The sequence below is a fragment of the Psychrobacter sp. Pi2-52 genome (assembly GCF_904846705.1).
In the GTDB taxonomy this organism is placed as follows: domain Bacteria; phylum Pseudomonadota; class Gammaproteobacteria; order Pseudomonadales; family Moraxellaceae; genus Psychrobacter.
Genome location: NZ_CAJHBS010000003.1, coordinates 62,159 through 78,832, shown reverse-complemented (window position 1 = coordinate 78,832; position 16,674 = coordinate 62,159). Strand labels below are relative to the sequence as shown.

The window sequence follows — 16,674 nt, the reverse complement described above, 5'->3', positions numbered from 1 at the left end:
AAGTTTTTAGCCAATTTTCACGCAGCCATGAACCAATAAGATAAGCGATATTGATTAATGAGTATTGAGACGACAATTACCCGCGCATGGCAACGTCAAGCTGCTTGGTTGTGGTTGTTGCTGCCTATCAGTTGGTTATACGGTTTAATCACTTTGCTGCGCCGTCAAGCTTATAAGGCTGGCCTGTTATCAAGCTATCGAGCACCTATTCCCGTGATGGTCATTGGTAATATCAGTGTGGGCGGTAGTGGTAAGACGCCGCTGATTATTGCTCTGGTCAACTACTTACAAAAAAAAGGCGTAAAAGTAGGGGTAATCAGTCGCGGGTATGGTGGTGATACGAGTCAAATGCCAGCATTGGTTAGTGCTACTAGCTTACCCCATATAGTCGGGGATGAGCCGTGTTTGATTGCTCATATGACAGGCGCTGCTATGGCAGTGTGCCCCAATCGCCAGCAAGCGATTGCCACTCTATTAAAGACAGAGCCTAATTTGCAATTGATTATTGCAGATGATGGTTTGCAGCATTATGCACTACAGCGCGATATCGAATGGATTGTGGTAGATGCCGCCCGTGGGTTTGGCAACAAGCAACTATTGCCAACGGGTTTTTTGCGTGAGCCTATGTCACGATTAGAGGGTGCAAATGTTATCTATCATGAAAAACCAAGTACAGATTTAACTCAGACTTCTAGAAGTGGTAATAAGATACAGTCTACTGATCGTTTGACCATGCATTTGCAACCAGCTGAGTTACAGCGCCTATGGGATACTACATCGAGTGCAGCTCAAATAAATAGTGTAAAGCCTACTAATAACAGCCGCGTCCATGCTGTTAGTGGTATCGGCTATCCGCAGCGGTTTTTTGATACCTTAGAATCTATTGGCTTTGAGGTCATAGGGCACCCTTACCCTGACCATTATGATTTTAGTTTGGCTGAGCTTTTACAATATGGTGATTATCCTATCATCGTAACCAGTAAAGATGCGGTAAAAATCAGCGCATTATTGGTAGACTATACAGCGACACAAGCACTCAGTGGTGAGTATGTAGAACTTGTCAGTAGACTATGGGTGTTGCCAGTGACGGCTGCATTATCTGAGAATAGTTATGATAATCTAGATGCGCAGCTAAAGGCGCTAGGGATTCGCATCGACCATGATATGAACACGTCAGCCTCATTATAAATATCAGCTAATATTTTAAGTCGCCGTATAATTTTTATAGGAATACGCCATGTCGTTCGCCACCACACCTGCCAAAACCCATATCGTGATTCCTGCACGTTTTAAGAGTACGAGACTACCTGGTAAGCCATTGCTAACTATTCATGGTAAGCCGATGATACTTTGGGTAGCAGAAAAAGCGCAGACAGCAAGTTTTGCTGATGACATGTGTATAGCGACTGATGATGAGCAAATTGCAAAAGTTTGCATCGATGCAGGTTTTGATGTGGTTATGACCAGTAGCGAGCATGCTTCAGGGACGGATCGTTTGGCAGAGGTAGCAGCTATCAAAGGTTGGGCTGACCACGATATTGTGGTGAATATGCAAGGCGATGAGCCCCTTGTACCGCCATTGCTTTTGGAGCAAGTACAGGCGCTTTTGGTAGCGGATGAGGATAGCGTGATGGCCACACTCTGTGAGCCTATCGATGACTATGATACGTTCCAAAGACCATCGGTAGTAAAAGTGGTCAGCCAATCTGCTAATAACTTACAGCGTGCGCTCTATTTTAGCCGCGCACCGATTCCTTGTGACCGTGATGTTGTATTAGCTGATAATAATCAGATGCAATCACCAAAGAACGCCTATCGCCATTTGGGTTTATACGCTTATCGTGTCAGTCTATTGCAGCAGTTCGTAAACTGGCCACAAACGCCACTTGAGATACTCGAAAGCTTAGAGCAATTACGTGTTTTAGAAAATGGTCAGCATATCGCCATCGCAGAAGCTGCCTGTCAGCTACCAGCAGGTGTCGATACACAAGAAGATCTAGACCGTCTGAACGCGATGAGCTTAGATAACTTTCAGAACCCTACTAAGTAATAGTCTGAGCAAAGTTGCGTGCGATTCTAAGCTTCATACAACGCTAAAGTATTGTTATCTTGGCTATACCTGAAATACCTAATCAATGTGATAGAGCCATAACCATGAATAATTTGACAGGAAATATGGACGCACTAGATAACACAGACCGTATGTATTTTGCGCCACTATTGCCATGGCAAAAAGTACTGTGGTTACAGTTGACCGAGCGCGTACTTAAGCAGCAGTCTTTGCCGCATGCATTGCTCGCTGCTGGTATGCAAGGTATGGGCAAACGCGCCTTTGTATGGCGATTGGTCGCTTGGCTATTATGCCGTGAGCGTGGTACACACCCACTAGGTGCTTGCGAAGTATGTGAGAGTTGTCAGTGGCTCAAGTCGGGAACTCATCCGAGCTTGCAAGTATTACCACTCGTTAGCATGCCTATCAGTGCCGAGAGCGATGCGCTTCAAGAAAAATTAAGTAGTACAAAAGATAAAAAAGGCGCTAAAGCTACTAGCAATAGCGCTCTTAAGATCAAAGTAGATGATATTCGTGCCTTGCAGCCTTTTATTTATCAAGGCGGGCAAGGGATGCGTATCTGTGTGTTAGATCATGCTGAAAAAATGACGGTGGCCGCTGCTAATGCACTGCTTAAAACATTGGAAGAACCGCAAGCGCAGGTGCATCTGTTTTTGATTAGTGATACGCCTGCTCAGCTGTTGCCAACGATTAAGAGTCGTGTGCAACAGTTGGCACTACAGACAATTGAGCCGACTGTTGCTGTCGATTACGTGACGCAGGCGTTAGGTCATACGATTAACCGCGAAGCCGTCGGTACCGCTGCGATTGAACAGTTAATACAATTAGCCAATGGTGCGCCGTTAGCTGCTATCGCTTTGGCGCAAGCATCATGGTATAGCAAGCGCAGCCTATGGCTGACCACATGGCAGGCGCTACGTAGTGGTAAACGTAGTGGTGTGGCGGCAAGTGACTATTGGCAAGGTCAGCTCAATATTAAAGAATTTATACAGCTATCTGAGCTGATGCTTCTTGATATACGCCGTGTCTGTTTGGGCCTTGTTGAACTACAAAAGGATGTCAATCTATCAACGATATTGGCGACTTATCAGCCTACTGATAGCGGGTTAGAGGCATTTGCCAACAGCGTACAGCAGACCAAAATTGCACTGCAACAAAATGTGCAAGAAAAATTTGCCTATGATAAGCTAATGCAAGAATTGGCAAGCTTATAGAGCCATGTTTTAGCATCTAATTTGTGTTCTAAAATTTGTGATTGTTCTTAACTATATACTATCAATTATTTATATAAACATATTAAACCCAGTTGATGAAGGAAGCTGACTATGGCAATGCCAGGACGTGGCGGGATTTTAACCTGTCATTATGAAAGTATCGAAATGTTATATGCCAGCTATTTATCTTTTGTCAGTAATGGCGCTTTGTTTGTACCGTCTGACAAACCTCAGCAATTGGGTGATGAAGTGTTTATCGCTATCACGTTACCCAACTCTAGTGAACGTCTACCAATGAATGGTAAGGTGGTTTGGATTAACTCTAAGAGTCAAGGCAGTCGCCCAGCAGGGTTTGCTGTGCAAATTGGTAGTGATGTCTCTGGCCAAAGAATTAAGAATGAAGTTGAGCGCCTACTAGCAGGAAAAATCGATAGCTTGCAATCGACTTATACTATGTAGTATCTAGGTAATAACTAGGTAGTATCTAGAAGTCACACCTATATCTTTGATGAGTTTGGCTGTGGTTTTTAACTTATTAATATAAAAAAGCAGCCTTATTATTTAGTAAGGCTGCTTTTTTAGATCAAGTGTATTTGATTTTTTATAGTAGTAGGCGCTAGTCGCTTAATAACGAGGCGGCACATACATATCATCGGGAATAGGTTCGCGGTAATATTCATCATCGCGTTTGCGATTGGGTAACTCAATTTCGTCACGAGGCACTTCTTTGTAAGGGATTTGGTCGAGCAAATGGGCAATACAGTTTAGCCTAGCACGTTTTTTATTATTGCCTTCAACAACCCACCAAGGTGCTTCAGGAATGTGAGTGCGCTCAAACATGGTTTCTTTTGCTTTGGTGTAATCTTCCCATCGTCGGCGCGACTGTAGGTCCATTGGTGAGAGTTTCCACTGCTTAAGCGGATCATATATTCGGCTCATAAATCGAGCATGTTGCTCATCATCAGTGATAGAAAACCAGTATTTTACTAAGCGAATGCCTGAGCGTACGAGCATACGCTCAAATTCTGGTACTGATTGAAAAAATTCTTCATATTGCGCGTCAGTACAAAACCCCATGACACGCTCAACGCCTCCGCGGTTGTACCAACTACGGTCAAACAATACGATTTCGCCTGCTGCAGGCAAGTGGGCCACGTAACGTTGGAAGTACCATTGCGTTTGCTCGCGCTCAGTGGGAGCCGGCAGGGCAGCTACCCTGCACACGCGTGGGTTTAATCGTTGGGTAATGCGTTTAATGGCGCCACCTTTACCAGCAGAATCCCGCCCTTCAAAGATAACGACAATACGTTCACCGCGATCAACGACCCAATCTTGTAATTTTATCAGTTCTCGCTGTAGTCGTACCAACTCTTGAAAGTAGGTGCGTCGATCCAGTTTTTCTTGCTCGCTCATCTCACGTCCGTTAAAACGAAAGTCACGTGCATAGTCATCTATTTCATTTTCTAGTTCTTCATCATATGTATCGATTAAGTCTTGGTGCATTCTTCGACGTAAATCATCATCAAGAATGTCTTTTTCGATGCGTTCAGTAAGAATGGCTTGCTCCTGATGGTACCGATCTAAATCTTCCTCAGTCGTTAGAGATTGAAAATCAGCGGTTGCAAGCGGTTCTGTCATCACCAGTTTTTCTGAGCCAAAAATGACTTGCCTCATTTTTCTTAATAAAATTTTTGTCTTACCCATAAATATTACCTTTGTTTTGCGTATCGGCTTTTTTAAGAGGCTACTATCTAGGTCATTTCTATCATAGCAAAGTACAGACAATAAAAAATGCCCTTTAAATAAATTAAAGGGCATTTTTTATTGATAAATATGTACTGATTGAAATAATAAGTCAGCGTATCTTTTTCACTTAAAAGTGACTAAGCTTATTTTTCTAGGATACAAGTCACACCTTGGCCACCTGCTGCGCAGATAGAGATAAGTGCACGCCCCGAACCTTTTTGATCCAACAATTTAGCAGCAGTGGCTAGAATACGACCACCAGTTGCCGCAAATGGATGACCTGCGGCTAATGATGAACCATTTACGTTTAGCTTGCTACGATCAATAGAACCTAGTGGGGCATCTAAGCCTAGGCGTTCTTCACAGAATTTCTCATCTTCCCAAGCAGCTAAGGTTGATAGTACTTGTGAAGCAAAGGCTTCATGAATCTCGTAAAAGTCAAAGTCTTGTAGAGTCAGACCAGCGCGCTCAAGCATACGTGGTACCGCATAAGCTGGTGCCATTAGTAAGCCTTCTGTAGTACCAGATTTACCAATGAAGTCTACCGCTGCGGTTTCTTGATGGACAATATAAGCAAGTGGTTTTAGCCCGTGCTCTTTTGCCCACTCATCAGTACCTAGTAGTACACAAGAAGCGCCATCAGTAAGCGGCGTAGAGTTGGCAGCTGTCATCGTTGGATTGGCATTTTTTCTGCCAAATACTGGCTTTAATTTACCCAGTTTTTCTAATGTAGTATCTGGACGCAAGTTGTTATCACGAGTTAGGCCTTTGTACGGCGTGATCAAGTCGTCAAAGAAACCTTCGTCATAAGCGCGTGCTAGGTTTTGATGGCTGTTAAATGCAAGCTCATCCTGCGCTTCACGGCTGATATTCCACTCAAGCGTGGTAATCGCTTGATGATCGCCCATTGATAGGCCAGTACGTGGCTCACCGTTTTGTGGTGAATCGATTAAATCTTTTGGATTGAGACCCATTAGTGCTTTTAGACGTTGTTTGTTGTCTTTTGCCGCACCAAGTTTAATCAGTACTTTACGCAAGCCATCGCCGATAGCAATAGGAGCGTCAGAAGTAGTATCTACACCGCCAGTGATTGCCGAATCGATCAGACCAAGTGCAATCTTGTTAGCAGAAGCAAAGGTCGCTTGTAAGCCAGTACCGCAAGCTTGTGAGATATCATAAGTTGGTGTATGTGGGTTTAGCGCGGTATTCAACGTGGCTTCACGAGTAAGGTTGATATCACGGCTAAGTTTCATAACCGCACCAGATACCACTTCGCCTACGGTTTCGCCTTGCAAGTTATAACGCTCAACCAAGCCGTCCAATGCAGCGGTTAGCATGTCTGTGTTGCTAACATCAGCGTATGATCCGTTCGAGCGCGCAAATGGAATACGGTTACCACCTAAGATCGCAACACGGTTTAGGTTTGAAGCTGGTTTGGTTGTGCTGGCTTTTTTAGCTGGAGCAGGTTTTTTGGCCGCAGGGGTTTCTACTTTTTCATCGACCGCTTTTTTGCTAGCAGTTTCTTTAGCGCTAGTATCTTTAGTCGAGGTGTTTTTTGCAGCGGTTTCTTTTTTTGCTGTATCTGATTTTGTATCCGTTGCTTTAACAACTGTACTTTCAACAACAGGGCTATCTGGATGATTGTTTTTATTACTCATAATATTATCCTTAAAAAGTATGGGTAGAAGTAAAAAGTGATAGGTAACAATAAAAAATAGTTAAGTTATTTTATACAAGCAAATATTATCATTTATTACGCAATACAGCTGTTTATCATAAGGCGTTTTTTATTCACTTAATGTATCTCTTTAGCAAACTATGTGACGCTTGTATGAGGTCGGTAGTAGATTCATGACCATGACGCATCGCTCTAATAGACTGACTAGTAAGAAATATTAGCATTGCATAACAGTACGTTTGATAATATATTGTTATCAATAATTAAGTATGCCATAACCTATAGGTCAGATTTTAACATGTTATAGTGGCGCTTAACGCTGCTAAAAACGACTGGCTTGTATACTGACTTGTTTACAGATTGTTGTAGACATTATCTGTTTTTGGACTTGTTTATAAGGGAAGTGTATAGTTAGGCTAGTTTTGAGGCGATTTACTAAATTTAAATAATTACGATGTCAATGTCTCTATATAATAGATTCATTGCATTTTTTATTATTATACGAATCATTAATTATAAGGATTATATTATGTCAGACCGTTACGGTGATTTTGTTCAATCTTCTATTGGCAAAAAGGTAGCAAAAAACTTAGGTTTGCCGATGCCAACGACGCTTGATCGTTTCGAAAGCGGCGAGCGTTTGGTGCGTGGTAGTGTTTTGGTTGGCCGAGCTACTGGTGATGACAAGAGTGTCAGTGAGTCTGTTGCCCGTATCCTGTCAGATGTGCATGCCGAAGTATATGTAAACAGCAGCGATGATATCAAAGACGCACTTGCTGATGCAGGCGTAGAGGCAAAAGCCAACACGGGCAGCGATGATCAATTCAAAGTACTACTTTTTGATGCCAGTAATATCAGCAATGCTGAACAGCTAAAAGAGCTTTATGAGTTTTTCCATACAGTTGCACGCCGCGTAGAAAAATCAGGCCGTGTGGTTGTGGTTGGTCGTACGCCAGAGAACATCACGGATATTGAAACAGCAATGGCTCAACGCTCACTTGAAGGTTTTGTGAAATCAGTGGGTAAAGAGTTTAAGCGCGGTATTACAGCGCAGCTGATTTATGTTGAAGAAGGCGCAGAGCAAAACCTAGATTCAACCTTACGCTTTTTTACCTCAGCTCGTTCAGCTTATGTATCAGGACAAGTAGTACGTGTCAGTAAAGGCAGCTCAGTCGATGTTGACTGGAACCAGCCTTTGGGCGGAAAAACGATGCTAGTGACTGGCGCAAGTCGTGGTATTGGCGAAGCTATCGCTCGTGTATTGGCTCGTGAAGGGGCGCATGTTATCTGTCTAGATGTACCACAGCAGCAAGCTGACCTACAAAAAGTTGCTAGCGAAATCAGCGGCTCTGCTTTGACAGTAGATATCACTAGTGAAGACGCTGGTGCAGAAATCGCTGACGCTGCCCAGAAACGTGGTGGTCTAGATTCAATCATCCATAATGCTGGCGTGACTCGTGATAAGACGTTGGCTAAGATGGATGAGAAAAAATGGAACATGGTCATTGATATCAACTTGGGCAGTATCGCTAGATTGAACCGCTACTTGTTGGATAACGATGTGTTGAAAGAAAACGCACGTATCGTATGTGTATCGTCGATTTCAGGTATCGCGGGCAACATGGGTCAGACCAACTATGCCACTTCTAAAGCCGGTGTAATTGGTTTGGTTAACGCAACTGCCAAGCAATTAGAAGACAATGCTAAAGGCATGACGATTAATGCAGTCGCTCCTGGTTTCATCGAAACCCAAATGACAGAAGCCATTCCATTTGCTATTCGTGAAGCTGGTCGCCGCATGAACTCAATGAGCCAGGGCGGCTTGCCAGTAGATGTGGCTGAGACTATTGCATGGTTTGCTTCACCTGCGTCTGGCGGTCTAAATGGCAACACGGTTCGCGTCTGTGGTCAAAGCTTACTTGGTGCATAATGTTGATTAATTGATGAGTATATGTGAGAAATAAGGTACAGATAGAGACAGTAGTTGTATCATATGGCCTATTATTTATCGTTTGTATCACATATGCTTACGAAATAATCTCTGATAAAGTGTAATAAAGCTGCCCAAGGGTGGCTTTTTTATGATAAAAACACAAGAACCAATAGCCAAACTATTTTTTGCTATTAAAGATACTCATGAGGTTGATTAAATTTAATGCTTATTAGATGATTTAATAGTAGGCTTTAGTCAATGACTGCAGATTGTCTTTATATACGTTAAAGAACTTGTTCAAGCCACACTTAGGATGTACTTATGTCAGACAAACATTATGATGCGTTGCCAAAAGCGCACACCACTTATGCCAATATTGTCAAAAGCTTATTGCCTATCGGTAATGGTGGCAAGGTCAGTAGAGACCAGTTGCCACAATCTACTTACTATGTAGATGACTTGCATATCGATCAAGAAAACCTAGATGACTATCGCAAAATTTGCGGTTTTTCTGATGATGGTAAAGTGCCAGCGACTTACTTCTCGGTATTGTCACAGACGCTGCAGATGAATATGATGGTCAAAGAGCCATTCCCATTTGCCATGTTAGGTCTTGTTCACGTTGATAATAGCGTCACCCAGTATCGCCCGATTGGAGAGCGTGAAACGGTAGCAATGTCGGTCACTTTTGATAACCTGCGCGATCATGCCCAAGGTCAGCAGTTTGACTTCGTGACTATCGTAAAGTCAGAAGATGAAGTCATCTGGGAAGGTACGTCGACTTATTTATCACGTAGCAAAAAACCTAGCAGTAAAGATAAAAAGAGCACACCGCGTCCGGTCATGGTCAAGCCTGAAGTAAACGAAGAAGGTGTTCATAGCATTTTTGAAGTGCCAGAAGATATCGGTCGTCGTTATGCCTTTGTCTCAGGCGATTTTAACTTGATTCATTTGCATCCGCTATCAGCACGTGCCTTTGGTTTCCCTAAAGCGATTGCGCACGGTATGTGGTCAAAGGCTAAGTGTCTTGCTCTAATGGGTGATTTGCCTGATGCTTATACAATTGACGTCTCATTTAAGCTGCCTATCTTTTTGCCAGCTGAAGTAGAGCTGATTGCTGAGCCAGTAGCCCAGCTCAAAAACGTAGATGATACTTGTGAGTTTGGATTATATAGCTCTAAAAACAATAAACCGCATTTGGCGGGTGTTGTAACCCTAAAGAGCGACAGCAAGTAGAGTAAGTATCATAAAGCTTCTATTTAACAGCCATATTTAACGTACATATTTATTATTATGACTTCACAAAACATGCCTTCAGAAGAAAACGCGATAGACGTAGATCAAACAGATAGCTCGATAGCGACTAATACGGCCGCTGCTAACGATAGCGGCGCTAACATGCATATTAGTGCCGATAATGGCGTTGATTTGGCCGATATCTTTGAGCCTTATTTTCGTCCAGATGCAAACACTATCGTGTGCGGTGCATTAGATGACGAAAAAGTTACGGCTTTAGCGAAAGCGGGCGTCGAGCTGGTCATCAACTTGCAGCCTGATGATGAGTTGAGCTTTGATGAGGCATCAGCAGTTGAGCGAGCAGGTATGCACTACGAACAACTGCCTATCAGCGGTGCTAAAGAGCTAAAGCAGCTTAAGATATTGGCGTTTGATAATGTACTACGTCAACATCATGGCAAAAAAATCGCTATGCACTGTGGGTCGGGTAATAGAGTAGGAGCCGCAATTGCGCTGCGGGCAGGATGGTTGCGTGGACGTAAGATGGATACAGCGATGGAACGTGGTCGCAGTCATGGTTTGACCAAGCTTGAACAAGAAGTTCATAATCGTTTGCTAGTACCGCGTTAACTAAATTTGCGGCTTTAAATGTTAGTGCTGTCTTAGACGTTAGCAAACTTTAAAAATATCATCGAAATAAATAATAAAAAAGGCGACCAATAGGTGGCCTTTTTTATTGGCTCACAATTCATTTATACTGGTTCAAATATTTTATATAGCTTGTGTATTACTATCATCTTAAAAATAGAATAATTCATATCACTGGAGTAAGGTAATAATAATGGGTCATAATACAGAAAATTCTAATACATCTATAAATGCTGACTTTCAAAAAAAATTACAGCAATTACTGACAGACTTACAGCTTGATGATGCACCTGCTGGCGGGGCTGTGGCCGTGTATCAAGCAGGTCATTGTATAGCACAAGCCAGTACAGGTATGGCGCGTCCTGATATGCCGTGGCAGCCCGATACGTTGGCCATTAATTTTTCTACCGGTAAAGGGGTATTGGCAACGTTCGTTCATGTGCTGGTTTCGCAGCAACTGCTTGAATATGACAAACCTATTGCCCATTACTGGCCAGAATTTGCTGCAAACGGCAAAGATCAAATTACGTTGCGACAAATCATGTCGCATCAGGCCGACTTGTTTTCGATTCAAAGTATCGATGTCGATAGCGAGACGGTACTCGATTGGGATACGATGCTGCGCCACATTGCAGCGATGCCCATTACCTCTCCCGAAGATGCGCCCAAATATGACAGCGCTTATAGTGCATTGGTCTACGGTTGGGTATTGGGCGGCGTAGTAGAGGCGGTCACGAATCTATCGTTCGCTGAAGCACTGCGCCAGTATCTAACGGAGCCTCTGGGCATTGCCGACAGCTGCTATTTTGGTGTGCCGGATAGCAAAGTAGATCAGGTGGCAAAATTGGCCAAAGATTTTGAAGAAACAGAGGATACGAGCTCCCAATTAAAATCGAGACGTCAAAAACCAACCTTAAAAGTAGACTCTCAAGAAACTTTACGTACTTATGCAAGCTTACCTAGTTATCATTGCTGGCAAGAGAAAATGCTAAGTGACAAGCGTGCAGCTGAGACGCAAAGTAGCCTTGATAACAGCCTTGATGAAAATCTAAATAGCCCTGATACTGACAGCGTGCAATCTATCTTGAATACTGCGCGTATTAATAGCTTATATTTCAATACCAGTCAGCTTAATCTAAAGAACTATAAGGCGGCGCTGATACCTGCTGGCAAACATGCCCTTGATTATCATAAGCGCCAGACGCTACAAGCTGTCATTCCAGCGGCAAATGGTGTCGCTTCCGCTAAAGCACTGGCAACGATTTATGCAATGCTTGCTAATGGCGGTGTATGGCAAGGGAAAACACTGATCGATAGTGCTACTTTTGAGCAGTTATCTACTCCGCAGGTTGAGGGTTTAGATGCGGTTATGCCAGCAGCTATGAAATGGCGATTGGGCTACCATAGATTATTTAGTTTGTATGCTAACAATGATGATACGGATAAGGGAATGAGTCCTGCTTTATCAGGATTTGGGCATATGGGGTATAACGGTTCGGTTGCTTGGTGCGACCCTGAGCGCCAATTGTCATTTGCTTTTATTCATAATTTTGATACCACTATGCTCAATGACGTTCGTCAGTTTGCGCTGACAGAAGCCGTCTTGAGCTGGGTAGAAGAGATACTTTAATAACGCCAACTTCAATCGCGAATTGATTCTGTTTCAAATATAAGCAGCATTAATGTTAATGCTGCTTATTTGGTGTCATTTTAAGCAATCTTGATGCGCTGAGACCATGGATAAAGATAGAAGTCAAAATGACAATCGAACAAACAATCCATAGTTTGAGCGCATCCTCATCCGCGAAGAATCCTTGATTGAGCGCATAGGAAAGATAATATAGGGTACCGATACCGCGAATACCCAAAGCTGATATTGCGTATTTCTCGGTATGGGGTAAGTTCAATCCTGATAAGGCAATAAATCCACCAATCGGACGTATAAGTAATAGGAAGGTAAAGCTGACGATATAGACGCGCCATGTCAACTCGACATCTGCCTGCAATCCTTGACCAAGGAACATGCCGAAGATAACCAGCACTAATGACATTAGTAAGCCTTCTGATTGCTCAGCGAAATCATGCAGTTTTTGGTGATAGGTATGCTCACACTCCGAGCGACGAAACGCAAATGCGGCCACGAATACAGCGATAAAGCCATAACTATGTACATACTCGGCAAGACCATAGGCTAGTAGCGTCAACGCAATAACCACATAGCCTTGCGAGATAGTAGTCTCACGGGTATGTTTAGAAAACACGACTTTGGCCAATATTTTACCAACCAATACACCTACCACTACGCCTGCGCCAATCTTCCATAAGACATCATGAGTAAACCACGACCATAGCATCTCGTAAGTAAAGGCTTTGCCTTCACTGAACACTTCCGCAATTTTAATCGCTAGATACACAAATGGAAAAGCCAGACCATCGTTCAACCCGGCCTCTGACGTTAAGGTAAAGCGCGGTGTGTCTTCTCCTCCTGTATTAGGAGGTCCCACCTGAATGCTCGAAGCCAATACTGGATCAGTAGGCGCTAACACTGCACCTAATAAAATAGCTGCACCAAGGCTCAAACCAAACGCGTAATACCCCAAGACTGCCATCGCAAAAATACCAATAGGCATGGTAATGAGTAGCAGTCTTACTGTTGGTCGCCACAATCGCCAAGACAACTCTGTATCGATTTTAATACCAGCACCAACCAATGAGACCAATACAACAATCTCAGTCAGCTTCTCGATGAGTAAACCGTTATCAAGTGGGTCTAAAAAGGATAAAGACGTCCACCAGTAGCCCATCATCAGACCGAAGCTGACTTGGAGCATCGGTAATGAGATAGAGGTGCGCTTAAAAATAACAGGAAACAAGGCCCCGAGTAAAAAGGCAATCCCGCAGATTAATAAGAATAAGTTATATTTTTCAATCATAAGGTTTACGCACGTCGTTATGTTTTAAGGGTCGATTTTAAGAGGGTAATTTCAGATATTGATGATAATTCACAGCAATAGTTGATAGTCAGTCACTGATACTCTTTATCATGACGTCAAAATAAAATAATTACCGCAAAAAATAGTTATCAAAACGACAGCTACGTTGTTTTTTGGTGAAAAAAAAGCCTGCATTACGCAGGCTTAATATTTTTATCAGTATGTCTGGAGCATTGATAGCTTACAAACTAGCGCTCGACTTGGCTCACGTCACGTACGGCACCAGTATCAGCACTGGTAGTCATAGCAGCATAAGCACGTAATGCTGGCGAGACATGACGATCACGGTTGACAGGCTTCCATGCATCACGACCACGCGCTTCCATAGCTTCTCGGCGAGCAGCTAAGTCTGCATCGCTTACTTGCATGTTGATGGTACGATTTGGGATATCGATATGAATACTATCGCCTTCTTCAACCAAACCAATCGCCCCGCCTTCAGCAGCTTCTGGGCTAGCATGACCAATTGATAGACCTGATGTACCACCAGAGAAACGACCATCAGTCAGTAGGGCGCATTCTTTGCCCAATCCTTTTGACTTCAGATAAGTCGTTGGATAAAGCATTTCTTGCATACCAGGGCCGCCTTTAGGGCCTTCGTAGCGAATGATGACCACATCGCCTGCAACGATTTGATCAGCCAATACCGCAGCAACCGCATCATCTTGTGATTCAAATAGTCGCGCACGACCAGTAAAGGTCAAGATGCTTTCGTCAACGCCTGCAGTTTTGACCACGCAGCCGCGCTCAGCGATATTGCCATATAGTACGGCTAAGCCGCCATCTGTAGAGTAGGCGTGTTTGGCACTACGGATACAGCCTGACTCACGGTTGACGTCGAGGTTTGACCACTCTTTTGATTGTGAAAACGCTTCTGTGGTACGTACGCCACCAGGAGCAGCAAGGAAGCGAGCGCGTGCCTCATTATTGTCAGGGTTCATGATGTCCCACTTATCGATCGCTTCTTTCATCGTGGCGCTATGGATAGTTGGCACGTCAGTTTTTAGTAACTCAGCGCGATCAAGCTCAGCGAGTAATGCAAATACACCGCCAGCACGATGCACATCTTCCATATGGTATTTCTGTGAAGCAGGCGCTACTTTTGCCAGACAAGGCACACCGCGACTTAGACGGTCAATATCAGCCATCTTAAAGTCGATTTCTGCTTCATTGGCCGCAGCAAGTAGATGCAAGATGGTATTGGTTGAGCCGCCCATAGCGATATCTAAGCTCATGGCATTTTCAAAAGCGGCTTTGGTAGCGATAGAGCGTGGTAGCACAGAGTCATCATCTTGCTCATAACGACGCTTAGCAAGCGACACAATGGTACGACCCGCTTCTAAAAATAGCTCGCGGCGCAATGAATGAGTAGCTAGCAGTGAGCCATTACCTGGTAGTGCTAGGCCTAAAGCTTCGGTCAAGCAGTTCATCGAGTTGGCGGTAAACATACCAGAGCACGAACCACAAGTAGGGCAGGCTGAGGCTTCGATAGCGGCGACGTCTTCATCACTGATGCTATCATCAGCCGCGTCCATCATGGCATCGACAAGGTCAAGTTTGCGAACAGCGCTACTGTCACTACTATCGGTATTGTGGCTCTTACCAACGGTACTGGCTAAGATTTTGCCTGCTTCCATTGGCCCACCTGAGATAAATACCACTGGAATGTTAAGGCGCATGGCGGCCATCAACATACCCGGAGTGATTTTGTCACAGTTAGAAATACAAACTAGTGCATCTGCACAGTGAGCATTGACCATATACTCGACAGAATCAGCGATCAAATCACGACTTGGTAGCGAGTACAACATACCGCTATGGCCCATCGCAATACCATCATCGACCGCAATGGTATTGAACTCTTTTGCAACGCCGCCTGCTTGCTCAATCTCACGGGCGACCAGTTGTCCAAGGTCTTTTAGATGCACATGGCCGGGTACAAACTGGGTAAAAGAGTTAGCAATCGCAATGATTGGCTTGCCAAAGTCGCCGTCAGTCATGCCGGTTGCACGCCATAATGCGCGCGCGCCTGCCATATTACGACCGCCGGTAGAGGTTTTTGAGCGATAATCCATGTGATATTCCTTACAAATAGGCGGGGTTATAAAAATGTGCACCCTCAGTTTTAATAGGGATAGTGTGCTTTTTATAGAGAGTGAGTACTAGTGAATAATACTAATTCGTTACCATACCATTAGATATGAATAACTAAAAACAATATGCTAATAACAGTGAATTAATAATAAAGAATTAATAACCAAAAGCGATGAGCGAAAAAACAGTTATTCAAAATAGCTACTCAATACGTTCTAATATGGCTTTGTCAAACCAAGGAAGATCAGCTTTGTCTGCTTCTAGTTTTACAATGGCTGCAAGCGCATGAGTAGCCAGTAGCTGTTGATAATCGCCACTAGCGTCAATCGTCAGCAATGATTCGACAGGTAGTGCTTGCGTATTGGAGTCTTGCTCGTCAATACTAATTAATATTTGCTTATTGTTTTTATAAAGGACGTCTACACGACCAAAAAACTGCCAGTCTTTAAAAGCGGCAATAATAGCGTCGGCGGCATCCTTGGTATATACCTGCTGCGTCTCTTTACCTGTATTGGTCCAGTGGAGTCGTACGGCCAATTGCAATGCCTCACTAAATACCACCAACGAGCCGATAATTTTTACATGCCAAGGACTGGTCAGCAGCTCCTCGTCAATGCCAATTAATTTGGCAGCTTCATGAGCCGACATGGGTGTGTTGAATTGAATCAGCAGCTCAGGAGTAAGCGGGTGCGTCTGTTTGATCGCATTATCTAAACTGTCATAGTGATACAAAAAGGGCAGTGGCAAATCTTGCGTGACAGTCTTCTTTATAATTTTACAATTGTGTATCTGCCAGCTGATGGCTTTATCAGTCAATGCTTCTGCTAATATGATAGCGTTCGGATCAATGGTTTGAGTACCACTTTCACTCTCAATATCAGAGTGTTCTTCCTGATTATCAAGGGTTGCGGTAGTGTTATCCATATTTGTTTGAGTTGGCAAAGTAGGCAAATCCATAAACATAGCGTTATTAAAATAGAGGGTTAATATAACATTTTAAGGGCATGACTCGCCAATAAATTAGTGAGCTAGCATGGTTGGAATATGGCTTGATATTTTTC

13 protein-coding genes are annotated in these 16,674 nt (G+C 43.6%); 8 read left to right on the top strand and 5 right to left on the bottom strand.

Translation table 11 applies throughout. The features are described from left to right. The first annotated feature begins 57 nt into the window (after window positions 1-57). From lpxK to JMY00_RS02670, 4 genes are all read left to right on the top strand, one after another. Entirely contained in the window at window positions 58-1,188 is a 1,131-nt protein-coding gene (gene lpxK, locus JMY00_RS02685; RefSeq protein WP_201579035.1) for a tetraacyldisaccharide 4'-kinase, read from the top strand. Between the two features lie 49 nt (window positions 1,189-1,237). Continuing rightward, complete coding sequence (gene kdsB, locus JMY00_RS02680) at window positions 1,238-2,050, top strand: 3-deoxy-manno-octulosonate cytidylyltransferase (protein ID WP_201579034.1); 813 nt, start codon at window positions 1,238-1,240, stop codon at window positions 2,048-2,050. Between the two features lie 104 nt (window positions 2,051-2,154). Then, entirely contained in the window at window positions 2,155-3,285 is a 1,131-nt protein-coding gene (locus JMY00_RS02675) for a DNA polymerase III subunit delta' (RefSeq protein WP_201579033.1), read from the top strand. 111 nt (window positions 3,286-3,396) lie between these two features. Then, on the top strand, window positions 3,397-3,744 hold the full coding sequence (locus JMY00_RS02670; protein WP_101205408.1) for a PilZ domain-containing protein: 348 nt from the start codon (window positions 3,397-3,399) through the stop codon (window positions 3,742-3,744). A 165-nt stretch (window positions 3,745-3,909) separates the two neighbouring features. Here the strand turns inward: JMY00_RS02670 and ppk2 are convergent, their stop codons facing one another. Together ppk2 and JMY00_RS02660 are read right to left on the bottom strand one after the other, a co-directional pair. Next, window positions 3,910-4,989: a polyphosphate kinase 2 gene (ppk2, locus tag JMY00_RS02665; protein ID WP_240990629.1), complete on the bottom strand. Its 1,080-nt coding sequence runs from the start codon at window positions 4,987-4,989 to the stop codon at window positions 3,910-3,912. Window positions 4,990-5,174: 185 nt separating this feature from the next. Then, on the bottom strand, window positions 5,175-6,689 hold the full coding sequence (locus tag JMY00_RS02660) for an acetyl-CoA C-acetyltransferase (RefSeq protein ID WP_201579032.1): 1,515 nt from the start codon (window positions 6,687-6,689) through the stop codon (window positions 5,175-5,177). A gap of 549 nt (window positions 6,690-7,238) precedes the next feature. On the opposite strand from JMY00_RS02660, the gene JMY00_RS02655 reads away from it, so the two are divergent. From JMY00_RS02655 to JMY00_RS02640, 4 genes are all read left to right on the top strand, one after another. Then, the gene (locus JMY00_RS02655) at window positions 7,239-8,639 is read left to right on the top strand and encodes a 3-oxoacyl-ACP reductase (protein ID WP_201579031.1); all 1,401 of its coding nucleotides are present in this window, start codon (window positions 7,239-7,241) and stop codon (window positions 8,637-8,639) included. 324 nt (window positions 8,640-8,963) lie between these two features. Then, complete coding sequence (locus JMY00_RS02650; protein ID WP_201579030.1) at window positions 8,964-9,878, top strand: MaoC/PaaZ C-terminal domain-containing protein; 915 nt, start codon at window positions 8,964-8,966, stop codon at window positions 9,876-9,878. A gap of 162 nt (window positions 9,879-10,040) precedes the next feature. Beyond that, window positions 10,041-10,508, top strand: coding sequence for a sulfur transferase domain-containing protein (locus tag JMY00_RS02645; RefSeq protein ID WP_240990637.1), 468 nt, complete (start codon window positions 10,041-10,043; stop codon window positions 10,506-10,508). A gap of 211 nt (window positions 10,509-10,719) precedes the next feature. After that, window positions 10,720-12,156: a serine hydrolase domain-containing protein gene (locus JMY00_RS02640; RefSeq protein WP_201579029.1), complete on the top strand. Its 1,437-nt coding sequence runs from the start codon at window positions 10,720-10,722 to the stop codon at window positions 12,154-12,156. A 55-nt stretch (window positions 12,157-12,211) separates the two neighbouring features. On the opposite strand, the gene JMY00_RS02635 is transcribed toward JMY00_RS02640, so the two are convergent. From JMY00_RS02635 to JMY00_RS02625, 3 genes are all read right to left on the bottom strand, one after another. Continuing rightward, the gene (locus tag JMY00_RS02635; protein WP_201579028.1) at window positions 12,212-13,459 is read right to left on the bottom strand and encodes a cation:proton antiporter; all 1,248 of its coding nucleotides are present in this window, start codon (window positions 13,457-13,459) and stop codon (window positions 12,212-12,214) included. 248 nt (window positions 13,460-13,707) lie between these two features. After that, entirely contained in the window at window positions 13,708-15,594 is a 1,887-nt protein-coding gene (gene ilvD, locus JMY00_RS02630; protein WP_201579027.1) for a dihydroxy-acid dehydratase, read from the bottom strand. Window positions 15,595-15,814: 220 nt separating this feature from the next. Continuing rightward, window positions 15,815-16,570 (bottom strand): hypothetical protein, encoded by a 756-nt coding sequence (locus JMY00_RS02625; RefSeq protein WP_201579026.1) that lies wholly within the window; start codon window positions 16,568-16,570, stop codon window positions 15,815-15,817. Window positions 16,571-16,674 lie beyond the last annotated feature (104 nt).